Below are 25,728 nucleotides of genomic sequence, written 5' to 3'. Positions count from 1 at the left end.
CGCTTGCGCGCTACTTCAGTTCAGGCAGCCGTGCTTCGCTTTTGACTTCTGTCAGGGCGACCGCTTCAGCCGGCAATACCACGCGCTCTTTGCGCAACAGCTCGCCTTCAGTGGCCAGCACCCGGTACATCGCGAATTCTTCGGTGTAGCGCAGTTCGGTGTAGCGGCGGGCCGCGTTGTAGAGCTCGTTTTCGCTGTCCAGCAGGTCGAGCAGGGTGCGTTGGCCGAGGCCGAACTGATCCTGATACGCAGCGCGCACACGGGTGGTGGTCTCGGCGTATTCGCGGGCGATCGGCGTCTGGGTGCGCGCGTTATTCATCGCATTCCAGGCCAGGGCCAGGTTCTCGTTGAGCATGCGCAGGGCGTTGTTGCGAATGTCCATGGCCTGCCCGGTCTTGTAGGAGTCGGAATTCAGGCGGGCTTTGTCGCGATTGCCGTTGAACAGGTTGTAATTCATCACCACGGCGGCGCGCCATTCGTTGTCGTGGCCTTCCTCGCCTTGCAGGTTGTCGTTCGCGCCGACCGCAAGCTCGCCGTCGAAGCGTGGGTAAAAAGGCGATTTCGCCACTTCGTATTGCTTCTCTGCGGCGTTGACGTCGGCCTGCGCCGATTTCAGATAGGGGTTGTTGGTCAGCATGCTTTGCCGCGCGGCGCTGAGGCTGGGAGACACCTCGCCCCTGATGCTCGGCGGGGCTTCCAGCTCATCCGGCATTCTGCCGACAGCGCTGAAGAAGTTCGCCTCGGCGTCGGCCAGGTCGACTTGCGCGGTGTAGAAGTTGTTTTCGGCCAGAGCGCGACGGGCCTTGGATTGATCGGCGTCTGCGTTGCTGCCGATGCCGCGATTGGTGCGCAAGCCGATCTGGTCGTTGATGCGCAGGTGCGCCTGCAGGTTGTTCTTTGCCAGATCGAGCATCTCGCGACGCTTGAGCACCTCCAGATAGACCTCGACAGTGCGCAGGGCGAGGCTTTCAGAGGTACCGCGCAGGTAATACGCGCGGGAGTTGACGACCTCGCGGGTCCGGCCGACCTCGTTCTTGGTGTTGAAGCCGTCGAACAGCATTTGCCGCAGCCGCAGTTCCGACTGGGTGTAGTTCAGGGTCTCTTCGTTGTGGTTGTTGAAGCCCCGGGTATTGGGGCTGTCGGTGTGTTCACGGCCGTAGGCGGCGATCAGATCAACCGTGGGGAGATAGCCTCCTTTGGCGAACTTCACATCTTCGTCTGCGGACAATCGGTTGTTCACGTTGGCGTGAATTTCCGGGTGATTGTCGATGGTGTTCTGAATCGCCTGGTTGAGGGACATGGCTTGCGCTTGGGCGCAGGCGACCGCCAACACAACTGCACTGTAGAGCGGGGTCAAATCGCGCATGAATACTTCTCCGTGAAATGTTGTCGTGCTACTACGCCAAAAAACCGGCGATTCCTTCGCTTAAAACCGTATCAGGTTTGTAACATCACAGCTAAGAACAACTTTCGGAAAAGCTCAGACGTTTTTTTCATATGTCTTATTCCAAAAAAAACTTATGTCCTTTTGGATTTTCAGGCGATGGTGAAATCCATGATTCGCCTGTATTCAATGCATTACGGGCGGTTAAGAGATTTTGTGCACGTTTCAGCGGAAATTTGACGGCGGCCCATCAAGTCGTTTTTCGAAGAAAAAACTTGAAAAGATTCAGCGACATAAAATTGTCGTCTGATGATGGCTCAAGGCCTTTTCTGTACGCCGTTCGAACAGTTTTTGTTGGATTCGTAACATTTTTTGATCGGTTATTTGCAGCAAGGGAGTGTCTATGGCCAGGTTGATCGGTACGGTGCAAAAAGTGGTGGGCGACGTTTTCGCGGTGGCCGGTGATGGAACCCGACGACTGGTCATCGAGGGCGACAGGCTCTACGCCGGTGAGCAGCTCCAGACCGGGCCTGCGGGCGCAGTGGCCGTGCACCTCACCGACGGCGGCGAGCTGACTCTGGGGCGCGACAGCAGCATGCCGCTGACGCCGCAGATCCTCGCCAACCATGCGACGCCTATCGATACCCCGGACGCCGCCGCGCCCAGTCAGGCGCAACTGACCGACGTGCAGCAACTGCAGCAAGCCATCGCCGCCGGCGCGGACCCCAGCCAGGTCACCGATGCGCCCGCCGCGGGCAATGCCAATCCCGGCGGCTCGCCGAGCGCGCTTGGTGGCGGCCACTCCTATGTGATGCTGACCGAGACCGGTGGCGTGGTGAATCCGGTGGTCGGCTTCCCCACCGAAGGGCTCAATCCAGTGTTTCTGGTGCCGGAAGGCGAAATCGGCGGGCGGGACGATGGCTCGCCCGACGCCAGCCAGCCGCCCGTCATCACGCCACCGCCACCGCCGACGGACAACGGCATTTCCCTGGGTGAGAGCGAGGTGACGCTCAACGAAGCCAACCTGGAGGGCGGCAGTGCGCCGGATGGCGCCGCGCTGACCCAGAGCGGGACGTTTCAGGTCAACGCACCGGACGGGCTGCAAACACTGACCATTGGCGGCATCGAGGTTGTCAGCAATGGCGTTCCAATGTCGGGGCAGCAATCGATCACGCTGCCGTCGGGCAATACGCTGACCATCCTCGGTTACAACCCGACCACGGGCGTGGTCACGTACACCTACACGCTCACCGCGCCGGAATCACACAATCAGGGTGATGGCACGATCAACAACGAGCAGATTCCCGTTCACGCGGTGGACAGCGACGGCGACGTGGCCGACGGCAGCGTTATCGTCCATGTGGTCGACGATGTGCCGCACGCCGTCGCCGATGTCGGGTATGTGCTCGAAGGCGGCAACGTCATCGGCAACGTGTTGCTCAACGATCAGGCGGGTGCCGACGGTCCGGGCTCGGGCGGGCTGATTGTCGGCGTGCGCGCCGGCAGCGATACCTCAACGCCGGTCACGACCGGCTTGAACACGGTGATCAATGGTCTTTACGGCACGCTGACCATCGACGCCGCCGGCAACGCCGATTACCACAGCACGCCCGGCGTCATTCCACCGGAAGGTGCGCAGGATGTGTTCACTTACTCGATCCGTGACGCCGATGGCGACACCAGCACCACGACGATCACCGTCAATGTGGTACATGACAGCGGCGTGATCATTGCGCCGGGCGATTGCACGGTCAACGAATCGCATCTGCCAGGCGGCTCTCATCCGGATGCCGCCGCACTCACCCAAAGCGGCACGATCAAGATCACCGCACCCGACGGCCTGCAGACGCTGACGGTGGGCGGCATCAACGTGATCGAGAACGGCGTGGCGATCACCTCGCCGCACACGGCGCAATTACCGTCCGGCAGCACGCTGACCATCCTCGGTTACAACCCGGTCACGGGCGTGGTGAATTACACCTACACGCTCAACACCCCGGAAGATCACAGCAAGGGCAACGGGGTGTCGGTCAATGACCGGATTCCCGTGCACGCGGTGGACTCCGATGGCGACGTCGCCAACAGCAACGTGGTGGTGAGGATTGTCGACGACACGCCGCAGGCCCATTGCGACATCGGCAATGTCGCGGCGGGCGGCGAAGTCAGCGGCAACCTGTTGCTCAACGACTCGGCAGGTGCCGACGGTGCCGGCCCCAACGGCCTGATCATCGGCGTGCGTGCCGGTGACCATACGTCAACGCCGGTGTCCGGCGGCCTGAATACGGTGATCACTGGTCTGTACGGCACGCTGATCGTCGACAATCAGGGTAACGCGACGTATCACAGCAACCCCGCGCTGGTAGGCCCTCATGGCGAGCAGGACGTGTTCACCTACACGATTCGCGACGCCGACGGCGACACCAGCACCACAACCGTGACGGTCAATGTGGCGCCGCCCTGTCCGCCGGTGGCGTGCAATGACCACGACGTGACCGTTCATGAAAGCGCGCTGGATACCCACAAGGACGGACTGGATCTGGCGCCCGGCAAGGTCAACGGCAGTCACCCAGGCTCGACGGCCGAAACCGGTACCGGCACGGTCGCCGATTCAGTGCAGGGCGGCACAGGGGCGCTGACCTTCAGCCTGCAAGGCGCGCATAACGGCACCGCCCAGGGCGCGTTGGGCGTGCTGCACCTCAATGCCGACGGCAGCTACACCTACACGCTCACATCACCGGCGCAAACCACGCCGGGCGCCAACGACGGGCCCAATGTCATCCACGATACGTTCAACTACACCGTCACTGATTCGCTCGGGCATTCGTCGTCGGCACAGATCGTCGTCAACATCGTCGACGACCAGCCCAAGGCCGCGTGCATCGATCGCACCGTCACCAGCGAATCGACCGGCACTAACCTGATGCTGATCGTCGACACTTCGGCGAGCATGAACGAAGCGTCGGGCGTCAACGGCTTGTCCCGGCTGGGGCTTGAGAAACAGGCGATCGTCGAATTGCTGAACAAATACGAGGCACTGGGCGACGTGCGCGTGCAACTGGTGACCTTCAACAGTCAGGCGCACATCGGCAGCAACGAATGGGTCGATGTGGCGACGGCCAAAGCCATGGTCAACGGCCTGACGGCGGGCAACGGCACCAACTATGACGCGGCGCTGGCTGCCGCCGAACAGGCGTTCACCCAGAAAGGCGCGATCAGCGGCGCGCAGAATGTTGCGTATTTCTTCTCGGACGGAAACCCCACCACGTCACCGCAGCACTCCGATCCGGGCAGCGTGCCAGACCCTGACCGTGGCGATGGCATCAGCCTCGGTGAAGAAGCGGCCTGGACACAGTTCCTCGACAGCCATCACATCAACGCTCACGCCATCGGCGTCGGCACGCAAGTCAGCAGCACCTACCTGGACCCGGTCGCGCACAACGGCGCGACGGCCACTGACAGCAACGCAGTGATCGTGACCGATCTGGGCCAGCTCAATGTCGTGCTCAGCGGCACGGTGCAGGGCGGGGTGCACGGCAGTCTGCTGGAAGGGGGCACGTTCGGCGCGGATCAGGGTTACGTCAAATCGATCAGCGTGGACGGCACCACTTACCAGTTCGATCCGACAGCGTTCAGCCATCACGGCAGAGTCACCACCACAGGCGGCGAGAATCACGGCACGCTCGATCCGCTGAGCAACAACCTGACCATCACCACCGAGCAGGGCGGCACCCTGGTGATGAACATGAACACCGGTGCTTACACCTACACCCCGGCGGCTGGCGTGCAGCAGCCGCAGACCGAAAACATCCATTACGTGCTCAGTGACTACGACGGTGACCTGGCGTCGGCCAACCTGAACATCCATGTAGTGCCGCCGCCGGTGTACGAAGCGCCCGTGGCCGTGGCTGACAACGTCATCACCAACCAGAGCGGCGCGACCGTTTTCATTCCTGGCCAGGCGCTGGCGGCCAATGACGCAGCAGGCAACGGCGGCCCGCTGACCGCGACGCCGACCCGTTTCGACACCGGCTGGACCGCCAAGGGTGGTGATTTCAGCGCGACGTCGCTCAAGACCCTTCCGTTCGCCAGCAGCCAGAACAAGGCGGTCAATCAGCTGAAGAATCTGGAGCGCAGTGACTTTTTCAACAATTCGGCGACGACGGCCCTGCTGGTGATCAGCGGCTATCTGGGCGCGGTCAATGGGTCGCCCGCCAATGCACAGGACCTGTACAGCGTCCATCTGAAGGCCGGCGAGACAGTCACCGTCGACCACTCCCTGACCAACGATGTGCTGGGCATGGCCTGGAAGTTCGAGGAAGGCGCCTACCATGGCATTGCCGACGGCGGCAGCTTTACCGCCACTGAAGATGGCGTGTACCGGCTGATCGTGGTGAATCAGGCCGATCCGGGCGTGAAGGAACACTACAACCTGAACCTGACGATCGACTACGCGGCGGTCAACAACACGCCCGATGTCCACAGCAGCTATACCGTCACCGATCCCCACGGCGGCAGCAGCACCGCGGCGGTGAACATTACCCATCAGGACGGGCAGGTCGTGCTTGGGACGACGGGCGACGATGTGCTGGTGGGCGCGGCGGACAGTCATCTGCACGGTGGCGACGGCAACGACGTGCTGGTCGCCGGACCAGGCAACAACGAGCTGTTCGGCGATAACGGCAATGACATGCTGTTCAGCGGGTCGGGCAACGATCTGCTCGACGGCGGCGCGGGCAACAACACCGCGAACTACTCGCTGGCCACTGCGGGCGTCACGGTCAGTACCGCCGAACTCGGACCGCAGCACACGGGTGGGGCGGGCGTCGACACGCTGGTGAATATCGATAACCTGATCGGTTCGAACTTCAACGATCACCTCACAGGCGATCACGGCAACAATATGCTCAACGGCGGCCTGGGCAACGACGTGCTCAACGGCGGAGCGGGCGATGACATCCTGATCGGCGGACCGGGCAACAACACCCTGACCGGTGGCACGGGGCACGATACCTTCCAGTGGCAGGCGGGGAACACCGGGCACGACACCGTGACCGACTTCAATTTCGGCCTCGACAAGCTGGACCTGTCGCAATTGCTCCAGGGCGAGCACGGGGACGCGAACTCGCTGGAAAACTTCCTGCATTTCAGCGTCAGCGGCAGCGGTGCATCCCTGGTTTCAACCATCGATATAAGCAGCGTCGCCGGGGGCGCGATCACGCAGACCATCGACCTTGCCGGCGTGGATCTGGCCCAGCACTACGGCGTCAGCCCCGGTGCCGGCGGCGTGGTAGCCGGCGGCCCGGATGCCGCAGCCATCATCAACGGAATGCTTGGGGACCATTCGTTGAAGGTCGATACGGTGTGAGGGAAGGCTTGCGGTGTGCCTGAAACACCGCACCAAATGTCTGGCTTCTTGGTGTTGCCGCTGGCGAACGGGATAAACGCGAAGCTGCCCGTCAGGCCTCGGTCTCGTGGGGGGCAGTCGAATACCCGGAAAACCGAGCTGGCTCACGAAGAGGCCGCTGTGGCTGGTGGAGAGGCAGCGGCTGGTAACCAGCCTTCGCGGGCAAGCGCGCTCCTACGGGTTTTGTGTCTGGCCGGAAAATTCGGGAATGCCCGCAGATCCGTGTAGGCGTGAGCTTGCTCGCGAATTGGCGGTACATCTGATAGAGATGCAGCGGGTGGCAATCAGCCTTCGCGAGCAAGCTCGCTCCTACGGGTTTTGTGTCTGGCCGCAGAATCCGGGAATGCCCGGAGGTCCGTGTAGGAGTGAGCTTGCTCGCGAATTGGCGGTACATCCGATAGAGAGGCAGCGGCTGGCAATCAGTCTTCGCGAGCAAGCTCACTCCTACGGGTTTTGTGTCTGGCCGGAAAATTCGGGAATGCCCGCAGATCCGTGTAGGAGTGAGCTTGCTCGCGAATTGGCGGTACATCCGATAGAGATGCAGCGGCTGGCAATCAGTCTTCCGGGCAAGCGCGCTCCCACGGGATGTGTGTCAGGCCGCAGGATCCGGGAATGCCCGCTACCTATTTGTAGGAGTGAGCTTGCCCGCGAATTGGCGGTACATCCGATAGAGATGCAGCGTCTGGAAATCAGTCTTCGCGAGCAAGCTCGCTCCTACGGGTTTTGTGTCTGGCCGGAAAATCCGGGAATGCCCGCAGATCCGTGTAGGAGTGAGCTTGCTCGCGAATTGGCGGTACATCCGATAGAGATGCAGCGGGTGGCAATCAGCCTTCGCGAGCAAGCTCGCTCCCACGGGTTTTGTGTCTGGCCGGAAAGTTCGGGAATGCCCGCAGATCCGTGTAGGAGTGAGCTTGCTCGCGAATTGGCGTTACATCCGATAGAGATGCAGCTGCTGGCAATCAGCCTTCGCGAGCAAGCTCGCTTCCACGGGATGTGTGTCAGGCCGCAGGATCCGGGAATGCGTGCTACCTATTTGTGGGAGTGAGCTTGCTCACGAAGAGGCCGGTGAGCCCGGTGGAGAGTCAGCGGTGCAAGGTCTTTTGCCGCAGGATATACACCGTCACCAGCACCGCGCTGATCAGCATGAAGCCCCGCGCCCATACCAATGGCACCAGCCAGCAGGAAAATCCGATGCTGAGCCACATCAGCCCGATCGCGTAGACCTTGCCCTTGAGGGGAATGCCGTTGCCTTGCAGATAATCGCGAATCCACGGACCGAGACGAGGGTGATCGACCAGCCAGTGATAAAAACGCGGAGAGCTGCGGGCGAAGCAGGCGGCGGCCAGCAGAAGAAAGGGCGTGGTCGGTAGCACCGGCAGAAAGATCCCGACGACGCCCAGCGCCACGCTCAGCCAGCCAATGCCTTGCAAGAGAAAACGCACGAGCCTGGAACGACTCGTGCGGGGTGTTGAATCACCGGAACTGCCCTGCGCCATAGGCGCAGACTCAGTGGTGGCGGGGCTTGAGGATGGCGGGCTTTTCGTCCGGTGCGTGCAGCAGCAGATACAGCGCGGTCAGCGCCTCCGGGATCTGCACGATCATGTCATCCATCAGGTTGGCGTCGGCGGCGATGTCCGCGAACTCAGGCTGCTCATCGAACAGACCCGAACCGACCATGATCGGCAGCAGCATCTCGCTGACTTCTTCCTCGTCGTTTTCGAACCAGGCCGCTTCACGCAGGAACACGCCCTCCATGAAGCCGATGCACCAGCCGCGCAGTTCCGAATCATCCGGGTCGTCGCCCAGATCCAGATCGCAAGGCAGCTCGAACTCTTCGTCCGACGCCAACTGACGGGCGATATGCTCTTTGAGCTTGATGAGCGTGGATTCGATCTCTTCATGCTGAGCCTGATCCGCATAGTGCGGCGGTTCGGCGAACAGTGCGTCGATCCATTCGCGGTCCGGAACGGTTTCGGCACAGATCGACAGCGCGGTCAGGTAGCCGTGGGCGGCTACATAGTCCAGCGCTTCGTCATGCAGCTCATCGGCGTCGAGGAAGGCTTGCAGGCGGTGTAATTGCTCAGCGAAGGACATTGACGGACTACCTTGGAAATAAACGATGCTGAATTCTAGGCCCTGAGGGCCGAGGACGCCAGCGGCGAGGGCCATGGAATCGGTATTGCGCAAAAAATCGACCGTTGGCGTACGCGTTGTCCTATCGCCCGGAGCGCTCCGGTATACTGCCGCGCTTTGCGATTTGCTCAGCGATCTTCACCCGCTGCAGTGGCACCATCCGGGGTATCTATGCTCGACCAGGCTCAACGCGTACTTAAAGACATCTTCGGCTACGACAGCTTCCGTGGTCGCCAGGGTGCCATTATCGAGCGCGTGGCCAGTGGCGGTGATGCGCTGGTGCTGATGCCTACGGGCGGCGGCAAATCCCTTTGCTTTCAGGTGCCCGGCCTGCTGCGCGACGGTCTGGCCGTGGTCGTGTCGCCGCTGATCGCACTGATGGACGACCAGGTGGCGACGCTTGAAGAACTCGGTGTTTCGGCCGCGGCGCTGAACTCCACGCTCACCCCCGAGCAACAGCGCGACCTTGCCAACCGGATCCGTCTGGGCGAAGTGAAAATGCTCTACCTGGCGCCGGAACGCCTGGTTCAGCCGCGCATGCTGGCCTTCCTGCAAAACCTCAAGATCGCCTTGTTCGCCATCGACGAAGCCCATTGCGTGTCGCAATGGGGCCACGACTTCCGGCCCGAATACCTGCAGCTGGGCCAACTGGCCGAGCTGTTTCCTGACGTCCCGCGCATCGCCCTGACCGCGACCGCCGACAAGCGCACCCGGGAAGAAATCGTCAATCGCCTGCACCTGCAGAACGCCGAGCGTTTTCTGTCCAGCTTCGACCGGCCGAACATTTTCTACCGCATCGTTCCCAAGGAGCAGCCGCGCAAGCAATTGCTGGCGTTCCTTTCCGAGCGGCGCAGCGATGCCGGCATCGTCTATTGCCTGTCGCGCAAGAAAGTCGAGGAAACCGCTGCGTTCCTCAGCGACAACGGCTATCCGGCGCTGCCGTATCACGCCGGGCTGCCGATCGAAACGCGCTCGGAGAACCAGCGCCGCTTCCTTAATGAGGAAGGCCTGATCATGGTCGCGACCATCGCCTTCGGCATGGGCATCGACAAGCCCAACGTGCGTTTCGTCGCGCACATGGATTTGCCCAAGTCGCTGGAAGCCTACTACCAGGAAACCGGTCGGGCAGGGCGCGACGGTCTGCCTGCCGATGCCTGGATGGCGTACGGCCTGCAGGATGTGCTGATGCTCAAGCAGATGCTGCAGAACTCCGAAGGCGATGAACGACACAAGCGCGTCGAGCATCACAAGCTCGATGCAATGCTCGCCTTGTGCGAAGAAACCCGCTGCCGGCGTCAGGCATTGCTGGCCTACTTCGACGAAGACATGCCAAACCCGTGTGGGCACTGCGACAACTGTGTCGACGGCGTGCAGACCTGGGACGCTACCGAACCTGCGCGTCAGGCGCTCTCTGCAATCTATCGAACCGGTCAGCGCTATGGCGTCGGCCATCTGGTCGACGTGCTGCTGGGCAAGGAAAACGACAAGGTCCAGGGTTTCGGGCATCAGCATCTTTCGGTGTTCGGTGTCGGCAAAAGCCGCAGTGAAGGCGAATGGCGCTCGTTGTTCCGACAACTCGTGGCGCGCGGTCTGGCTGACATCGATCTGGAAGGCTACGGCGGCCTGCGCCTGAGCGACACGTGCAGACCGCTGCTGCGCGGCGAAGTGACGCTGCAGCTGCGTCGCGACCTCAAGCCGCAGACGACCCCGAAAGCGTCCGGCAGCCCGGCCAGTCAGTTGGTGCGCGGCGAGGAGCGCGAACAGTGGGAAGCCTTGCGCACCCTGCGGCGCAAGCTGGCGGAAGAACATGGCGTGCCGCCTTACGTCATTTTCCCCGATTCCACGTTGCTGGAGATGCTGCGCAGCCAGCCAGGCACCATGGCTGAAATGGGCCGGGTCAGCGGTGTCGGCGCGCGCAAGCTGGAGCGTTACGGCGAGGCGTTCCTGGAAGTGCTCGGCGGCGCGGCTCCGGCGCCGCGGGTCGTCACCGACCTGCGTCACGAACTGATCAGCCTGGCGCGAGCCGGCATGACCCCGATGCAGATCGCCGGGCAACTGCAATGTTCGGAGAAAAACGTCTACACGATGCTTGCTGAAGCCATTGGCAAGCAGCAGTTATCACTCGATCAGGCGCTGGATCTGCCTGAAGACCTGCTCAGCGAAATTCAGGACGCCTTCCTCGATGGCGAGGGTGAGCTGCCGCCGGTCGCGGCGATTGCCGAGCTGTTCACCGGCCGCGTGCCGGAAGGCGTGCTGTATTGCGTGCGTGCGGCATTGCAGTCCGAATTCGAAGTCTGACGCCAATGTCTGAACGGGCATGAATGCGGTGGGCGCTGCAGCCTGCGACCCATTCATGCACTGCAGCGCGTTCCATGCCAAACCTGCCGCTTACCGGACTGCACAGCGTTGTGCGACGAAAGACCACATCCAGACGCTTGCCTCGATAGAAGGTCCATGGTTAGCTGCCTATTAATTAGGAATCGCCTTTAACCATTGAGTTACCTATGCCGTTAACCGAAGAACACCGCTTTGGCATGCAGCTGGCCAATCTTTCCCGCGGCTGGCGCGCCGAGCTTGATCGTCGACTGGCTGACCTGGGATTGTCCCAGGCGCGCTGGCTGGTGCTGCTGCATCTGGCGCGATTCAAAGAGCCGCCGACCCAGCGCGAACTGGCCCAGAGCGTTGGCGTGGAAGGGCCGACCCTGGCCCGACTGCTCGACAGTCTGGAGAACCAGGGGCTGGTTCGTCGTCAGGCAGTGGTGGAAGACCGGCGCGCGAAAAAGATCGTGCTCAGCGATACCGCGCGGCCGCTGATCGAGAAGATCGAAACCATTGCCACCGCCCTGCGCCACGAGCTGTTCGTCGGCATCGATGAAGAGGATTTGCGTGTGTGCATGCGCGTTCACTCGAAAATTCTGGCCAATCTGGAAAAATCCTGACGCCGGGGCCGGGCGCCCGCGACAAATACGTTGAACCTGTCGAAACATCCTGTTCTATTTGCACCCATACTGATTCTGCCGGACGCGCTGTCCGTGCGCGTAAACGAAAGTGCAGGGAAGCCTGCCTTGTTCTCTATAAGGGTTCGCATGCTGAAGAGTTTTCAGGCCGGTAGTCGGCGCGGGGCTTTTGCACCAGATCGCGTTCAGTCGGGTCTTCGCTCGGGGTTGCTGACACTGGCGATCGCCTCGGCTTCGCTGCTCCACAGTTCAATGGCCGCGGCATTGGGTCTGGGCGAGATCACGCTGCATTCGGCGCTGGGGCAGCCTTTCAATGCCGACATCGAACTCATCGAAGCAGGCGGTCTGACGTCGGACGAAATCGTTGTCAGCCTGGCCTCGCCCGAGGCGTTCGCCAAAGCGGGCGTCGAGCGGGTGTTTTTCCTGAACGATCTGCGTTTTACGCCCGTGGTGCGTGGCAACCGCAGCGTGATCCATGTCGAATCGCGCAAGGCGGTCACCGAGCCTTATCTGGATTTCGTCGTGCGACTGGTGCGCCCGAACGGCGACCAGCTGCACGAATACACCGTTCTCCTCGACCCGCCGACCTCGGCTTCCGGGCTCGCCGCGACGCGCAGCCGAACCCAATCGCCCGCCTCCGGGGCGAAGGACAGCGACTCGCGTTTGCCGGTCGCGCCGCCACAGGCCAGGCAAGGCAAGCGGTACACCGTGGTGTCCGGTGACACGCTGGCGGGCATTGCCCGGCAGATGCAGGCCCCCGGCAGCAAAGTCTCCTCCAGCGAGTTGATCAGCGGCATTCAGTCCCTCAATCCGCAGGCCTTTCCCAACGGCGAACGCAGTCAGCTGAAAGTCGGCCAGAGCCTGCTGTTGCCCGACAGTGCCGCCGAGCCCAAAGCCGCGAACAGCGCGCCAGCCGGTGGGCAGAACGCGTCTAACGTCGCGTCCGCCCCGACTGCATCCGGCTCGGGAGCGCCAGGCGCCCGACCCGGTGCCAACGAGCAACTGACGGCCACTGCGCTGGAAAACCAGCAGCTCAATACCCCGCTGGAAGATCTCAAGCAGCAGGTTCAGGAGGCGTCCGTCGAGGAGGCCGACAAGGACAAGCAGATCATCGAACTGCAAACGCAGCTGGCCGAGCTCAAGGCACTGGCTTCACGGCCCGCTCCGGCACCGGTGACGCCGGCCTCGGGTGCGCCTGCTGGTACGGATGCCGCGCCCGCCCCGGAACCGGGTCTGGTCACGGCCGCGCCGGCGCCGACCCCAACCCCTGCCGCCGCGCCGACACCTGCACCTGCACCCGTCGTCGTTGCGCCGGCGCCCGTTCAACCGGTCGAAGACGAGGGTCTGCCGTGGACCACCCTGCTGGCCGGTCTGTTAGTGATTCTGCTGTTGCTGGCGTTGGCCTGGTCGGTCCGTCGCAACAAGCTCAAAGACCAGATGGCCCTGCAGCCGGAGCCGGTCGAGCCGATCATCAAGCCCGCCCAGGCAACCGTCACGCCGGTGTTCGAGGTGCCTGCGGTGACAGCGCCGCGTCCGGCCACCCCGGCGCCCGCCGGGCAGCGTCTGGCAGGCGCCGCCACCGACGCGCTGGATGGCGCGAGCATTTACATCGCCTATGGCCGGTTCGCCGAAGCCCTGGCGATCCTGCGCGACGCGCTGGACAAGCAGCCCCTGCGCACCGATGTGCGTTTGCGCGTTCTTGAATTGCTGGGCGAGCAGGGTGATCTCGAAGGCTTCGACCGCGAAGAGCAGATCCTGCTGAGTCAGGGCATCGAAGCGCAGAAACTCCAGGAGATCCGCAGCCGCTATCCGAAACTGCACGTCGAGACGGCTCCAGTCGCCGCGCCTCCTGGCGAAACTGCGTCGCCCGCCATGACCGCGCCGGTCGCTGCCGCAGTGGTCGCCGGTGCCGCGGCAGCCGCCGCTCCGGAACCGCAGGCGCAGCTCGACGAGAATGCAGCGGCAGCGCTGAATCCTCAGCCTGCCGCCGACGATTTCCAGCTCAATCTGGATGACCTGTCGATGGACGCCGACTGGGATCTGGTCGATCCGTTCGAAAACACCCCGGCCCCGCGCAAACCGGCGCCGGAGGCCGAGCCTGAGCTGGATCCGTCATTCGCCTCTAACCTGACCGAGTTGCCGGAAGTCTTCGAGATGCCCGAAGAGCAGTTCCTCAGTGATTTTGCCGAAGAAGAAGAAGCGCCTGCACAGATGGATGTCGAGTTCGAGGCTGAGCCGGTGGTGGTTCAAAGCAACAGTGATCTGATCGACGATGCCTTCCTGGACAGCTTCATGGACGACGAAGGCGGCTTCGATCTGCTGGATCTGGACGAAGCACCTCTGAGCAAAATCAACGAAGCCCAGGTGCTGATCGATGAAGGCAACGTCGAAGAGGCGCATCGGCTGCTGCAGGAGGTGATCGACGAGTCCGACGACGGCCCACAGCAAACCGCCCGCGATCTGCTTGCAGGACTCAATTGACCATGTCGACGAAACCGGAAATCGCCATCACCTATTGCACGCAGTGCCAGTGGCTGCTGCGTGCGGCGTGGCTGGCGCAGGAGTTGCTCAGTACGTTCTCTGACGATCTGGGCAAAGTCTCGCTGATCCCCGGCACCGGCGGCGTGTTCCGCATCACCTGCAACGACGTGCAGATCTGGGAGCGCAAGGCCGATGGCGGGTTTCCCGAAGCCAAAGTCCTGAAACAGCGTGTGCGTGACCAGATCGACCCCGACCGCAATCTGGGCCACAACGATCGCAGCGCCCATCAAGACAGTTGATCGAGCGCGTCGATGACGGGGTTGCCAGTAGCGATTGGACGCTGCTGGCGTAACACGCCTATGCTCAGTTGCCTTCCCAGCGCTCGTCGGCCGTAGACCCTTCCATGATCGTCAGACCTCATCCCAACCTCGTCAATGTGCTGCTCGCGCTCAAGGGCTCGATTGCGCGGCGCATTGCCATGCGCAGCCTGCTGGTCACGTTGCTGGCGGCAGTCATCGTCCTGATCGAAAACCTGCACCCGGACTACTTTGCCAAGGTCAGCGCGACGCCGTTCACGCTGCTGGGGCTGTCGCTGTCGATCTTCATGAGTTTTCGCAACAACGCCTGCTACGACCGCTGGTACGAGGCACGCAAGGCGCTGGGGGAAATGATCACCGAAACGCGGTCGATCATTCGCGAAACCCAGGTGATGAAGGATGACGGTGTGCGCGGACCGATCCTGCGTGACCTGTGTGGCTTTGCTCACGCACTGGGCGCCATGCTCCGGCGTCAGGATGTCCAGCGAGCGGCCGGGCCGTGGCTCAGCCAGATGCCGCCGGCCGGGGCGGCCAATCCCTGTGACCGGATTCTGCGCGAAGTCGGGCGACAGTGTTCGCAGGCCGCCGACAGCGGGCAGATCAACGAGTGGCGCTACACGTTGCTGGCCAGTCATCTCAGCGCGCTGAGCCGCGTGCTCACCACCTGTGACCGGATCAAGACCACGCCGCTGCCGTTTCCCTACACCTTGTTGCTGCATCGCACGATCTACCTGTTCTGCATCCTGCTGCCTTTCGCGATGGCGGAACCGCTGGGGTGGATGACGCCGTTTTTCATCGCCATCGTCAGCTATACCTTCTTTGGCCTTGATGCGATCAGCAACGAACTCGAAGACCCGTTCGGCTATGACGAGAACGACCTGCCGCTGGATGCGCTGGTGCGTGTCGTCGAGCGCGACGTGCTGGATGCCTTGGGCGTCGAGCCGCTGCCGCCGTTGCTTGAACCGGTGGAGTTCGTGTTGACGTAACGGCTGTGTGCACCTGCTGAGTCCTCTGGCTGGCGCTGCCTCGATCGATCGCGGCCTTGTCATCAAATTTCAACAGCCTCGTCATGTTCATTTCACTGACCCGGTCCACCCTTGGGGAAACCAGTGTGGAGGTCATCCATGAGCATTGCCGAGAACGTGAAACCCAGTCGTAAACAACGTGTCCGGACCTTGTGGATATCCGATGTGCATCTGGGAACCCGGGACTGCCAGGCCGAGCACTTGTCCGGCTTCCTCAAGCAGTATCAGGCCGACAGGATTTATCTGGTCGGCGATATCATCGACGGCTGGAAACTGCGCGGCGGCATGTACTGGCCGCACGCGCACACCAACGTCATCCGCCGCCTGCTGACCATGAGCAAGCGCGGCACCGAGGTGATCTATGTCACCGGCAACCACGATGAATTCCTGCGTCGCTATTCCAGACTGATTCTGGGCAACATCCAGCTGGTGGACGAGGCGGTGCACACCACCGCCGACGGTCGCCGGATGCTGGTGATCCATGGCGATCAGTTCGACGTGATCACGCGCTATCACCGCTGGCTGGCTTTTCTTGGCGACTCCGCCTACGAATTCACCCTGACCCTCAACCGCTGGCTCAACCATTGGCGGGCGAAATACGGCTACGGCTACTGGTCGCTTTCGGCTTACCTCAAGCACAAGGTCAAGACAGCCGTGAATTTCATCAGCGACTTTGAGGAAGCCATCGCTCACGAATGCGTGAAGCGCGGGCTAGATGGCGTGGTCTGCGGGCAAATTCACCACGCGGAAATTCGTCAGGTGGGCGGCGTGGAATACCTCAATTGCGGCGACTGGGTCGAGTCGTGCACCGCGCTGATCGAGCACTGGGACGGCACGATCGAACTGTTCAGGCTCGCCGATGCTCACGTGAAGGCAAAAGCTGGCGTCATCGAGCCTGCCGTGGGCGAGACGGTCTGAAGCCTGCACTTGTTCAGCTCATGATCGGGGGCAACGCTCAGCTCAGGGCAGGCGCCTTCATCAGAAGGGCACTCTGCCGATCAGCATGTCTTTGTACATGACGAAATCGCCCAGCAGGCTGTAGAACGGATGCTTGAACGTGGCAGGTCGATTCTTCTCGAAAAAGAAATGCCCGACCCAGGCAAAGGTGTATCCCGCCAACGGCAACACCCACAGCAACACCCAGTTGGCGCTCAATAACGCGATTGCCATAATCGCGATGACCAGACTGGTGCCGACGAAGTGCAGGCGACGGCAGGTGCTGTCGCGGTGCTCTTGCAGGTAGTACGGATAGAAATCGGCAAATCGCTCGAACGTTCTCAGGTTTTCCACGGGGCTTTGCTCGGCTGCGCTGTGTCGACTCAGTTTAGTCCAGCCCTCGCTGGAGGCAGTGACAATGGGTGCCAACGTAGTATCCTTCGGCTATCAGTCGCAGGGGGCGATTGAGCATAATAAGAAGACGTGCGCATGGAAAAAACGACTTCTTCGAGCTGGGCCCTGGGCATTGTCAGGTCTCTGGAGATGGACGGGCTCGACTGCCAGGCGCTGTTCCGTGAGCTGGGCCTGATCTACGCCGACCTCGAGAACCCTGACGCCCGATTTGCCCAGGACTCCATGACTCGCCTCTGGCAGCGTGCCGTCGAGCTGTCGGGTAACCCGGCGATCGGTCTGAACATGGCTCGCGTCGTCAGGCCGGCGTCGTTCAGCGTGGCCGGGTATGCGCTGATGTCCAGCCAGACCCTCAAAGAGGGGTTCGAGCGTCTGGTGCGCTATCAGCGCATCATTGCCGACAGCGCCGACCTGAGTTTTCGGCTGATCCCGGAAGGTTACGCCCTGATTCTTACCGTGCACGGCGATCGACTGCCGCCGACGCGGCAAAGCGCCGAGGCCTCGCTGGCCTTTGCACTGGCGTTTTGCGGCTGGCTGACGGGCCGTCCGTTGCACCCGCGTCAGGTACTGATTCAGGGTGACCAGCCCAAAAATGTCGAGCCGTACAAGAAGTTCTTCCACGCGCCGCTGACCTTCAATGCGCCATACGACGCTCTGGTGTTCGAACGCGCCGACATGGAAGCCCCCTTGCCGACGGCCAATGCGGCGATGGCTGAATTGCATGACCGTTTCGCCGGGGAGTTCCTGGCCCGCTTTGCCAACAACCGCGTCACCCATCAAGCGCGCCAGGTGATTTGCAGGCTGCTGCCTCAGGGGGAGCCCAAGCGTGAGGCGGTCGCCCAGAGCCTGCACTTGTCGCAACGTACCTTGCAGCGGCGTTTGCAGGAGGAGGGCACCAGTTTTCAGACGCTGCTCGATGACACTCGACGCGAACTGGCCGAGCAATACCTCGCGCAGCCGCAGATGACCTTGCTGGAGATCGCTTACCTGTTGGGCTTCGCCGACCCGAGCAACTTCTTCCGTGCATTCAGGCGCTGGTTCGACGAGACGCCGGGCGAATACCGGGTGCGTAAGGCGATCGACTAGTCACCTTCGATTCCATGAACGCGCTGCAAGGACCTGCCGTGTTCTGTCCGGCGGCGTTGTATCAATGCCGCCAGAATGCAGGGATGCACAGCACCAGCACCGTGATGATTTCCAGCCGGCCGAGCAGCATGCCGACCGACAGAATCCACTTGGCGGCATCGGGCAGTGTCGAGAAGTTGCCCGCCGGACCGATGGTTTCCCCCAGCCCCGGCCCGACGCCAGACACCGTACTGGCCGCGCCGGTGAGTGCGGTCATCCAGTCCAGCCCCAGCAACGACAGCAGCAGTGCGATCAGGCAGATGGTGATCGTGAAGAAGAACGAAAACGTCAGAATCGAACGAACGATTTCGTCGTCCAGACGATGGCCGTTGTACTTCTGTTTGAGCACCGCCCGAGGATGAATCAACTGATGCAGGTTGGCCTTGAGCAGGATGTACGCAACCTGGAACCGGAACACTTTCACGCCGCCCGCGGTTGACCCCGAGCAGCCGCCGATGAAGCCCAGATAGAAGAACAGCATCAACGCGAAGTTGCCCCAGAGGCTGTAGTCGCCAAGCGCAAAACCGGTGGTGGTCACCACTGAGGTCACGTTCAGCGCGACATGGCGCAACGCGTCGTACCACGGCAGATCGGTGGTCGCCCAATACCAGACGCCCATCACCAGCCAGGTGACCAGCAGCAGGCCGATGAAGCCCTGCACCTGCTGGTCTCGGAACAGCGCCTGGCGATGGCCACGCAAGGTGGCGACGTACAGGGTGAAGGGCAGGCTGCCGAGAATCATCACCACGATCGCCACCCAATGCACAGCCGGTTGCGGCCATTTGGCGAGAGACAGATCGGAGGTGGAAAAACCGCCGGTGGAAATCGCCGACATTGAATGGTTGATGGCGTCGAACAGACTCATCCCTGCCCACCAGAACGCCAGACTGCCCAGCACGGTGATGCCGACGTAAACCAGCACGATGAACTTGGCGACCATGTGCGAGCGCGGCATGACCTTTTCCGAGCGGTCCGACGATTCGGTCTGGAACAGCCGCATGCCACCGATGCGCAGCAAGGGCAGAATCGCCACGGCCATGCCGATGAAGCCGATGCCGCCCAGCCAGTGCAGCAGCGAACGCCAGATGAGGATGCCGGGCGACATGCTGTCGAGCCCGCTGAGGACCGTGGAGCCGGTGGCGGTGATGCCCGACATGCTTTCGAAAAAGGAGTCCGTGTAGCTGATGTGCTGGGTCAGCAGAAACGGCAGCGCGGCGAAAATGCACACCACCACCCAGCTGCTGACCGTGAGCAGGTACATGTCTCTTGGCCGCAGGTGGACGTGTTCCGGCCGCCCTTGACCCACCAGCGCAAGGCCGCAGATGAAGGTGATCATGCTGGACCAGAGGAACGAGGGCATGTCCGCCGTGCGGTTGAAGATCAGCAGCGTCGCCATTGGCACGACCATGGCGATGGCCAGGGTGATGAGAAAGATGCCGATAATGAAACCGATGATGCGAAGGGTCGGCAACGCCATGCAGTCGCTCTGATCTAGGTGATGGAAAGGCGCTCATTCTACCCGTGGGCAGAGCCAAGTAAACCGAGGCACTTTCTGCGTGTCTTGTAAGTAAATGCCACCGCTGTTCGTTATTGAAGTTCAAGAATGTGTTTGCGGCACTACAATGCCCCATCAAATTTCAGGAGACGATTCAATGGAAGCGCTTGATGTATTGCTTAATCGCGTGTCCGTCCCCCGGCTGATCGAGCCTGCACCCGATGCGGCGCAACGCGAAATCCTCTTCAGCGCCGCCTTGCGTGCTCCCGATCATGGACAGTTGCGGCCTTATCGGTTTCTCACCGTAGAAGGTGAAGCGCGTCAGCGAATGGGCAATCTGCTGGCCGAGGCGCTGATCGAAAGCGGCAGCGGTGCCGATGAAAAAGCGCTGGACAAGGCCCGCTCCGGCCCCTTGCGCGCACCGCTGGTGGTGGTCGTCATCGCCAGGCTGCAAGACCATTACAAGGTACCCAGGAGCGAACAGCTGATCACCGCGGGTTGCGCTGCCCACGGCGTGCTGCTGGCAGCCTATGCGCTGGGCGTTGGCGCGGTATGGCGCACCGGCGAGTTGTCCTACTCCCCGCATGTGGCCAAAGGCCTGGGCCTGGCTGCGGACGAAGAAGTCGTTGCGTTCCTGTATCTGGGCACGCCGCTGAACCCACCGCGCGAGGCGGCGAAGCCTGAAGTCGTGGACTTCGTCAGCGAGTGGCAGGGGTAGGGTGGCACTGCGCATTTCCGCAGTCGCAGGCGGGCTCGCGATTTCGGTCCGTTAGCCACCTCGTCACCACCGGCTGGACCTGTTCGCGAGCAAGCCACGGCCGACCGTTAGCTGTGCACGGTCGCCAGATCGTGTGGCACGACAATGCTGGCGATGAAGCCGCCCTGCGGATGATTTTCCAGCAGCAGATGCCCACCGTGCTTTTCCGCTGCGCGTTTGGCGATGGCCAGACCCAGACCGTAGCCCGGAGCAGTCTGGCCCGGCGCACGGTAGAACGGTTCCCCCAGCTGAGCCAGGTGATCCGCGCTGACGCCAGGGCCGTGGTCACGCACGCTGATGAACAGCGTGTCATCTTCGCTGCGCGCGCTCAGTTCGATGGGCTGACCTGCAGGATTGAAACGCAGGGCGTTGCGCAGCAGGTTGTCCAGCGCCCGTTCGAGCACGTTCGGCCAACCCTGCAGTTGAACATCAGCCTGCACCTGAACGGCGACGGTCTGGTCTGTGCTGCCCAGCTCGGTTTCCGCTTTCAGGTGATGCAGCAGCCCGGGAAGATCGATCGCCGTGGCGCTGCCCATGTCCGCATCCAGTCGCGCCAGAGCCAGGATTTCACCGATCAGCTCCTCCAGCCTGTCGCATTCGCGCGTCAGACGCGGCCAGAGCTTTTCTCGCTCGGCAGGTTCAGCCCGTTCGGCCAGCGCCAATGCGATGCGCAGGCGTGCGAGGGGCGAGCGCAGCTCGTGGGAAACGTCGCGCAGCAACTGTCGCTGGCTGCCGATCAGGCTCTGCAGGCGCGCACCCATGCGGTTGAAATCGTTGGCCAGAACGCCGAATTCATCCCTGCGATTGGCCAGCTGGGCCAGGCTGTTCTGTTGATAGGTGGTTTGACCGAGGTCATGCACGGCGCCCCGCAGACGGCTCAGCGGACGCGTGATCGACAACGTCACCAGCAGGCTGAACAGGGTCAGCACAACCAACGCAATGCCCAGTGCGCTGAGCGGCCATAGCAGGCTTTCGCGGTGCCAGGCATCGAGCTCAGGATGTGGAATACGGTAGATCAGCAGGTAGGTTTCTTCGGTCTTTGGGCTGGTGTATTCACTGGTCAGACGACGCCATGGCAGCTGCCGGGGATCGTCCTTCTGACGGGCTTCGAAGGCGGCCGCACGTGGGGGAAACGTGCCGGGAATCACCGCTTCGCCGCTGTCGTTGAGCACCTGGACGTCGATGTGATACTTGCGTTTGAGGCCTTGCAGAAAGTCCTGAGCGGCGCCTTCACCTTCGTTCTCGTAAAGCTGAGTCCATTTTTCCGGCAGGTTATGCAGGCCGGGATGACGGCTGAGAATCCAGGCATCCTGATTGAGCATATGGCCCAACAGGATCGACAGACCCGCCACCAACGCGATCGCCAGCCAGAAGCTTGCGAGAATCCGCCAGAACAATGAACGCACTTGAAGCCCTCGGTCACGCCCCTCAATCAGAAAACCCGACACGCCGGGGAGAGCGTGTCGGGTCAGGGAGTGTAATGCCGCGCCAGCAGCGGTGACCGCGAATTACTGGGTTTTTTGCGCTTTCTGCGCTTTCCAGGCTTCGAACTCGGCACGATCGGCCCGGCGCTGAGCCTGATCCTTCTGGATCTGGTCGAAGGTCTTCTGCTGCTCAGGCGTCAGCATGGCGCGGATGTCGGCCTGGGTTTTCGCGTGTTTGGCAGCCAGTTCATCCTGCATCGCTTTCTGATCAGCCGGCGACAGCTTGGCCAGGTACTTGTGGGTGATCTCGGAGCGGCCGCGCCATTGGTCGCCCATCAATTTGCCGACCTGCTGACGCTGTTCCGGGGTCAGGTTCAGCTTGTCGAACGGACCTTTACGGTGATGCATGCCTGGGCCATCGAAGCCAGTACCGCCGGGACCTGCCATCGGGCCGCCTTCCGGAGGCATCGCCATTGCAACGGTAGGCAGGGCAGCAGCGAACATCAAAGCCATCAGAGTCTTGCGCATGGTGTATCTCCTTGTCTCGAATCCGGCTCTGTGCCGGTTGTGGCCAGTTTAGGGAGATCAAGGTCAAGCGAGGTCAGGTGTGGGTAAAGCTTGGGTAAAGAGGATTCATGATGCGGCTGACAGATCGATGTCGGCGCAGTTACCTGCAGGGGCGGGCTTGCCCGCGATGGCGATTCGTCAGACATTGCAATGTGGCTGACACACCGCCATCGCGGGCAATCGTGCTCCTGCATTTATTTCGTATGAACTACACCGCGTAGTAATAACCCCGACTGCGCAGCGCGACGATGCGCGGGCGGCCGTCGGCGTGCGGTCCGATCTTCTTGCGCAGGTTACTGACGTGCATGTCCAGGCTGCGGTCGTAGAGGGTAAGTTTGCGACCCAGCGCCAGCTGCGCCAGCTCCTGCTTGTCCAGAGGTTCGCCCGGCTGGCCGAGCAAGGCTTCGAGCAAGCGGGCTTCGGAGACGGTCAGGGTGAATTCCTGGTCGTCGATGGTGACGACGCCACGGGCCGGGCTGAAGCACAGGTCGCCCAGTTCGATCTGCGAAGAGACTGCCGTGGGGTGGCTGCGGCGCAGGACGGCGCGCAGGCGTGCGGTCAGTTCCCGAGGGTCACAGGGCTTGGCAAGGTAATCATCGGCTCCAAGCTCCAGACCCAGAATGCGGTCCAGCGGCTCCCCGCGTGCGGACAGCATCAGGACCGGAAGGTCGGGGTGATCGGTGCGCAGTTGCTTGAGCAGTTCAAGACCGCTGCCATCGGGCAGCATCACGTCCAGAACCACGGCCGCCGGAGCGGATTCGGCCAGTGCCTTGCGGGCGCTCTGGCCATCGTGGCAAGCCCTGACCACAAACCCTTCCTGGGTCAGCCAACTGCTCAGAAGCTCGCAGAGCTCCTGGTCATCATCAATAAGTAACAGCTCGCTCATGACTCACTCAATTTAGCCATTGCCGACGCTGTCTACGCCAGCCGCTGGCAAAGATACCGCACAGAAGGGCCGCCATTGCAACGCCAGCCCCAGTGACGAACCATTGTTGTTGCTCGGTCAGCACCCGTGGAGGCATGACCGACTGAGCTTCTTTGAGCTGCAGTTTAAGCCTTTGGTTCTCCTGACGCAGGCGACCGAGCTGGATACTTTCGCGTTCGGCATCGGCATTCTGCATCTGCCGCGTCAGTTCTTCGCGTTGTTTCTCGCTTTCCGCCAGACGCTGGCGCAGATCGGTCAACTGGCTCGCCGCGCTGGGCAGCGGCAGTGCGTGGCTGATGGTGTCGCTCGTTTCCTCCGCTTGCACATCGAAACTGATTGCCGAAACGGCCAGCGCGGCCGTCAGTACACACCACAGACGTGGACGCATCTGAACTCCTGACTTTTTTGCGGCGCCTGGCAACTGCACCGTTTTTATTGGGCATTTGGCAGGTTATCGGCAGCAGGATGCGAATAATGAGCAATCAGAAGCGGGCGTGCGCAATGCCCGGTCTCAAGGAGCCGGGCACGGTGCGGCAGGTTACGGCAGGACTTGTTTGAAAGGCTTGACCACGACGTGGTCGTAAACGCCGGCCTTGATGTAAGGGTCGGCATCAGCCCAGGCCTGCGCGGCGGCGAGCGATTCGAATTCGGCGACGATCAGGCTGCCGGTGAAACCCGCCGCGCCCGGGTCGTTGCTGTCGACGGCCGGGTTGGGGCCAGCGAGGATGATGCGGCCTTCGGCTTTGAGTGCCGTCAGGCGCTCCAGATGCGCGGGGCGCGCTTCCAGGCGTTTTTCCAGCGAGTTGGCGACGTCTGTTGCGACGATTGCGTAGAGCATTTCAGTCCTCGGTCTTTTTTGTTGAAGGCTGGGTGGACGCATCGGCGTCGTGGATGTGTCGGGCCAGGAAAATGCCTTGGCCGATCAGGAACAGCAGGGTCATGCCCAGGCTGCCGAAGACTTTGAAATCGACCCAGAAATCCTGATAAGTGAACGCCACATACAGGTTGGCGGCGCCGCAGAATAGAAAGAACACGATCCAGGCGATGTTCAGTCTGGTCCAGATCGCCTGCGGCAGGGTCAGCGCGTGGCCCATGATGCGCTGGATCAGCAGACGGTCACCGATGAAATGGCTGCCGGCAAAAATCAACGCGAACAGCCAGTTGACGACCGGCGCTTTCCACTTGAGAAAGGTTTCGCTGTGAAACGCCAGCGTCAGGCTGCCGAAGACCAGACAGGCGATCAGGGTCAGCCACTGGCTTTTTTCAAGCTTGCCTTGACGCACATAAAGGATGCCGTAGACCACGATGGAGCTGGCGATCAACATCGCGGTGGCGCTGAAAATTCCGCCTACCATGAAGCTGTGGCCAAGAATGTCGACGGCTTGGGGACTGATTTTGTAGACGACGAAAAACAGGATAAGCGGGATGAAGTCGATGAATTGTTTCACAGTGAGAGCCAGAAGCTGGATGTGACGGCATAATAACAAACATCAATGACTGCGAAAGCGCCCCTATGAATGTCGACCTGCACTGCCACAGCACCGCTTCCGATGGCGCGCTTGCGCCTGCGGCACTTGTCGCACGTGCTCACGAAAACGGCGTCAGAGTGCTTGCACTGACCGATCACGACACCATCGAAGGCCTCGAAGAAGCCCGTGCGGCGGCGCTTGCGCTGGATATGCAGCTCATCAATGGCATCGAGTTGTCCTGCACTTGGGGCGGTGCCACCATCCACGTGCTGGGCTACGGCTTCGATGTCGATGCCCGGCCTTTGCTCGATGCCATTGAGCAATTGCACACCGGGCGGTGGTTGCGCGCGGAAGAAATCAGTCGCAAATTGGCGATGAAAGGTATGCCTGGCGCGCTCGAAGGTGCGCGGGCCGTGCAGCAGGCCTTGGGTGACAGCGGCAATGCACCGGCCAGACCGCATTTCGCCGATTTCCTGATCAATGAAGGTTTCGTGAAAGATCGCGCCGAAGCGTTCCGCAAATGGCTGGGCGCAGGCAAGCTGGGCGACGTCAAACAGCACTGGCCGACGCTGGAAGACACCGTGGCGACCCTGCGCGCGGCGGGTGCATGGGTCAGCCTGGCCCATCCCTGGCATTACGATTTCACTCGCAGCAAACGTCGCAAACTGGTCGCCGACTTCATTCAGGCTGGCGGCCATGCGATCGAAGTAGTCAATGGTCTGCAGCCTGCCGATCAAGTCGGCAGCCTGGCTATTCTGGCCCGAGAGTTCGGTCTGCTGGTCAGTGCCGGCAGTGATTTTCATGCCCCAGGCGCCTGGTCCGAAATTGGCGTGTATCGCCCGTTGCCGGAGGATCTGCCGCCGCTTTGGTGTCGGTTCAAACAAAATGACCAGCCTACTGCCGTCTGAACAGGAAGAT

General features: G+C 61.7%; 21 protein-coding genes. 10 read left to right on the top strand and 11 right to left on the bottom strand.

The annotated features are described in order from the left end of the window. Positions 1 to 10: 10 nt before the first annotated feature. Positions 11 to 1,366 (bottom strand): TolC family outer membrane protein, encoded by a 1,356-nt coding sequence (locus AAGQ88_RS19735; protein WP_285423325.1) that lies wholly within the window; start codon positions 1,364 to 1,366, stop codon positions 11 to 13. Positions 1,367 to 1,787: 421 nt separating this feature from the next. Between AAGQ88_RS19735 and AAGQ88_RS19730 the strand changes: the two genes are divergently transcribed. Further along, a complete protein-coding gene (locus tag AAGQ88_RS19730) occupies positions 1,788 to 6,749 on the top strand; it encodes a retention module-containing protein (protein WP_342653323.1) in 4,962 nt (1,653 codons plus the stop codon). A gap of 1,121 nt (positions 6,750 to 7,870) precedes the next feature. On the opposite strand, the gene AAGQ88_RS19725 is transcribed toward AAGQ88_RS19730, so the two are convergent. Then, positions 7,871 to 8,284, bottom strand: coding sequence for a YbaN family protein (locus AAGQ88_RS19725; RefSeq protein WP_342653322.1), 414 nt, complete (start codon positions 8,282 to 8,284; stop codon positions 7,871 to 7,873). Between the two features lie 10 nt (positions 8,285 to 8,294). Then, positions 8,295 to 8,882 (bottom strand): YecA family protein, encoded by a 588-nt coding sequence (locus tag AAGQ88_RS19720; RefSeq protein WP_285423322.1) that lies wholly within the window; start codon positions 8,880 to 8,882, stop codon positions 8,295 to 8,297. Between the two features lie 210 nt (positions 8,883 to 9,092). Between AAGQ88_RS19720 and recQ the strand changes: the two genes are divergently transcribed. The 6 genes from recQ to AAGQ88_RS19690 all read left to right on the top strand — a co-directional run bounded on the left by recQ (position 9,093) and on the right by AAGQ88_RS19690 (position 16,619). Further along, positions 9,093 to 11,219: a DNA helicase RecQ gene (recQ, locus tag AAGQ88_RS19715; protein ID WP_285423321.1), complete on the top strand. Its 2,127-nt coding sequence runs from the start codon at positions 9,093 to 9,095 to the stop codon at positions 11,217 to 11,219. 206 nt (positions 11,220 to 11,425) lie between these two features. Then, on the top strand, positions 11,426 to 11,860 hold the full coding sequence (locus AAGQ88_RS19710) for a MarR family transcriptional regulator (RefSeq protein ID WP_093463877.1): 435 nt from the start codon (positions 11,426 to 11,428) through the stop codon (positions 11,858 to 11,860). Between the two features lie 270 nt (positions 11,861 to 12,130). Then, the gene (locus AAGQ88_RS19705) at positions 12,131 to 14,359 is read left to right on the top strand and encodes a LysM peptidoglycan-binding domain-containing protein (RefSeq protein ID WP_342655848.1); all 2,229 of its coding nucleotides are present in this window, start codon (positions 12,131 to 12,133) and stop codon (positions 14,357 to 14,359) included. Positions 14,360 to 14,361: 2 nt separating this feature from the next. Next, on the top strand, positions 14,362 to 14,658 hold the full coding sequence (locus AAGQ88_RS19700; RefSeq protein WP_342653321.1) for a SelT/SelW/SelH family protein: 297 nt from the start codon (positions 14,362 to 14,364) through the stop codon (positions 14,656 to 14,658). A gap of 104 nt (positions 14,659 to 14,762) precedes the next feature. Beyond that, positions 14,763 to 15,662 (top strand): bestrophin family ion channel, encoded by a 900-nt coding sequence (locus AAGQ88_RS19695; RefSeq protein ID WP_342653320.1) that lies wholly within the window; start codon positions 14,763 to 14,765, stop codon positions 15,660 to 15,662. 138 nt (positions 15,663 to 15,800) lie between these two features. Next, complete coding sequence (locus tag AAGQ88_RS19690; protein ID WP_342653319.1) at positions 15,801 to 16,619, top strand: UDP-2,3-diacylglucosamine diphosphatase; 819 nt, start codon at positions 15,801 to 15,803, stop codon at positions 16,617 to 16,619. A 60-nt stretch (positions 16,620 to 16,679) separates the two neighbouring features. Here the strand turns inward: AAGQ88_RS19690 and AAGQ88_RS19685 are convergent, their stop codons facing one another. Further along, the gene (locus tag AAGQ88_RS19685; RefSeq protein ID WP_342655847.1) at positions 16,680 to 16,991 is read right to left on the bottom strand and encodes a DUF962 domain-containing protein; all 312 of its coding nucleotides are present in this window, start codon (positions 16,989 to 16,991) and stop codon (positions 16,680 to 16,682) included. Between the two features lie 135 nt (positions 16,992 to 17,126). Between AAGQ88_RS19685 and AAGQ88_RS19680 the strand changes: the two genes are divergently transcribed. Continuing rightward, a complete protein-coding gene (locus AAGQ88_RS19680; RefSeq protein ID WP_285423317.1) occupies positions 17,127 to 18,134 on the top strand; it encodes an AraC family transcriptional regulator in 1,008 nt (335 codons plus the stop codon). A gap of 61 nt (positions 18,135 to 18,195) precedes the next feature. Here the strand turns inward: AAGQ88_RS19680 and AAGQ88_RS19675 are convergent, their stop codons facing one another. Further along, positions 18,196 to 19,650, bottom strand: coding sequence for a TrkH family potassium uptake protein (locus tag AAGQ88_RS19675; protein WP_285423316.1), 1,455 nt, complete (start codon positions 19,648 to 19,650; stop codon positions 18,196 to 18,198). Between the two features lie 175 nt (positions 19,651 to 19,825). On the opposite strand from AAGQ88_RS19675, the gene AAGQ88_RS19670 reads away from it, so the two are divergent. After that, on the top strand, positions 19,826 to 20,386 hold the full coding sequence (locus AAGQ88_RS19670) for a nitroreductase family protein (protein ID WP_285423315.1): 561 nt from the start codon (positions 19,826 to 19,828) through the stop codon (positions 20,384 to 20,386). A 107-nt stretch (positions 20,387 to 20,493) separates the two neighbouring features. Here the strand turns inward: AAGQ88_RS19670 and AAGQ88_RS19665 are convergent, their stop codons facing one another. The 6 genes from AAGQ88_RS19665 to AAGQ88_RS19640 form a co-directional block, all read right to left on the bottom strand. Continuing rightward, positions 20,494 to 21,831, bottom strand: a complete 1,338-nt coding sequence (locus tag AAGQ88_RS19665) for a HAMP domain-containing sensor histidine kinase (protein WP_285423314.1) — start codon at positions 21,829 to 21,831, stop codon at positions 20,494 to 20,496. Between the two features lie 102 nt (positions 21,832 to 21,933). Further along, positions 21,934 to 22,377 carry a Spy/CpxP family protein refolding chaperone gene (locus tag AAGQ88_RS19660; protein ID WP_342653318.1) on the bottom strand — a complete coding sequence of 148 codons (444 nt, stop codon included), beginning with the start codon at positions 22,375 to 22,377 and terminating at the stop codon, positions 21,934 to 21,936. Between the two features lie 247 nt (positions 22,378 to 22,624). Further along, a complete protein-coding gene (locus tag AAGQ88_RS19655) occupies positions 22,625 to 23,302 on the bottom strand; it encodes a response regulator transcription factor (protein WP_285423312.1) in 678 nt (225 codons plus the stop codon). Between the two features lie 7 nt (positions 23,303 to 23,309). Continuing rightward, on the bottom strand, positions 23,310 to 23,729 hold the full coding sequence (locus AAGQ88_RS19650; protein ID WP_342653317.1) for a translation initiation factor 2: 420 nt from the start codon (positions 23,727 to 23,729) through the stop codon (positions 23,310 to 23,312). 150 nt (positions 23,730 to 23,879) lie between these two features. Then, complete coding sequence (locus AAGQ88_RS19645) at positions 23,880 to 24,179, bottom strand: YciI family protein (protein ID WP_285423310.1); 300 nt, start codon at positions 24,177 to 24,179, stop codon at positions 23,880 to 23,882. Between the two features lies 1 nt (position 24,180). Continuing rightward, on the bottom strand, positions 24,181 to 24,789 hold the full coding sequence (locus tag AAGQ88_RS19640) for a septation protein A (protein WP_285423309.1): 609 nt from the start codon (positions 24,787 to 24,789) through the stop codon (positions 24,181 to 24,183). A 65-nt stretch (positions 24,790 to 24,854) separates the two neighbouring features. On the opposite strand from AAGQ88_RS19640, the gene AAGQ88_RS19635 reads away from it, so the two are divergent. Beyond that, a complete protein-coding gene (locus AAGQ88_RS19635; protein WP_285423308.1) occupies positions 24,855 to 25,718 on the top strand; it encodes a PHP domain-containing protein in 864 nt (287 codons plus the stop codon). Positions 25,719 to 25,728 lie beyond the last annotated feature (10 nt).

The organism is Pseudomonas sp. F3-2, from assembly GCF_038804275.1.
Classification (GTDB): domain Bacteria; phylum Pseudomonadota; class Gammaproteobacteria; order Pseudomonadales; family Pseudomonadaceae; genus Aquipseudomonas.
The sequence above is the reverse complement of the archived record's forward strand: the minus strand, read 5'-3'. Positions and strand labels throughout refer to the sequence as shown.

What these genes read in the sequence shown, in the direction of transcription:
- recQ (WP_285423321.1), top strand. Translation starts at nt 9,093, where the DNA reads ATGCTCGACCAGGCTCAACGCGTACTTAAAGACATCTTCGGCTACGAC.
- AAGQ88_RS19675 (WP_285423316.1), bottom strand. Translation starts at nt 19,650, where the DNA reads ATGGCGTTGCCGACCCTTCGCATCATCGGTTTCATTATCGGCATCTTT.
- AAGQ88_RS19735 (WP_285423325.1), bottom strand. Translation starts at nt 1,366, where the DNA reads ATGCGCGATTTGACCCCGCTCTACAGTGCAGTTGTGTTGGCGGTCGCC.
- AAGQ88_RS19645 (WP_285423310.1), bottom strand. Translation starts at nt 24,179, where the DNA reads ATGCTCTACGCAATCGTCGCAACAGACGTCGCCAACTCGCTGGAAAAA.
- AAGQ88_RS19660 (WP_342653318.1), bottom strand. Translation starts at nt 22,377, where the DNA reads ATGCGCAAGACTCTGATGGCTTTGATGTTCGCTGCTGCCCTGCCTACC.
- AAGQ88_RS19710 (WP_093463877.1), top strand. Translation starts at nt 11,426, where the DNA reads ATGCCGTTAACCGAAGAACACCGCTTTGGCATGCAGCTGGCCAATCTT.
- AAGQ88_RS19650 (WP_342653317.1), bottom strand. Translation starts at nt 23,729, where the DNA reads ATGCGTCCACGTCTGTGGTGTGTACTGACGGCCGCGCTGGCCGTTTCG.
- AAGQ88_RS19700 (WP_342653321.1), top strand. Translation starts at nt 14,362, where the DNA reads ATGTCGACGAAACCGGAAATCGCCATCACCTATTGCACGCAGTGCCAG.
- AAGQ88_RS19695 (WP_342653320.1), top strand. Translation starts at nt 14,763, where the DNA reads ATGATCGTCAGACCTCATCCCAACCTCGTCAATGTGCTGCTCGCGCTC.
- AAGQ88_RS19655 (WP_285423312.1), bottom strand. Translation starts at nt 23,302, where the DNA reads ATGAGCGAGCTGTTACTTATTGATGATGACCAGGAGCTCTGCGAGCTT.
- AAGQ88_RS19725 (WP_342653322.1), bottom strand. Translation starts at nt 8,284, where the DNA reads ATGGCGCAGGGCAGTTCCGGTGATTCAACACCCCGCACGAGTCGTTCC.
- AAGQ88_RS19720 (WP_285423322.1), bottom strand. Translation starts at nt 8,882, where the DNA reads ATGTCCTTCGCTGAGCAATTACACCGCCTGCAAGCCTTCCTCGACGCC.
- AAGQ88_RS19680 (WP_285423317.1), top strand. Translation starts at nt 17,127, where the DNA reads ATGGAAAAAACGACTTCTTCGAGCTGGGCCCTGGGCATTGTCAGGTCT.
- AAGQ88_RS19670 (WP_285423315.1), top strand. Translation starts at nt 19,826, where the DNA reads ATGGAAGCGCTTGATGTATTGCTTAATCGCGTGTCCGTCCCCCGGCTG.
- AAGQ88_RS19730 (WP_342653323.1), top strand. Translation starts at nt 1,788, where the DNA reads ATGGCCAGGTTGATCGGTACGGTGCAAAAAGTGGTGGGCGACGTTTTC.
- AAGQ88_RS19705 (WP_342655848.1), top strand. Translation starts at nt 12,131, where the DNA reads ATGGCCGCGGCATTGGGTCTGGGCGAGATCACGCTGCATTCGGCGCTG.
- AAGQ88_RS19635 (WP_285423308.1), top strand. Translation starts at nt 24,855, where the DNA reads ATGAATGTCGACCTGCACTGCCACAGCACCGCTTCCGATGGCGCGCTT.
- AAGQ88_RS19690 (WP_342653319.1), top strand. Translation starts at nt 15,801, where the DNA reads ATGAGCATTGCCGAGAACGTGAAACCCAGTCGTAAACAACGTGTCCGG.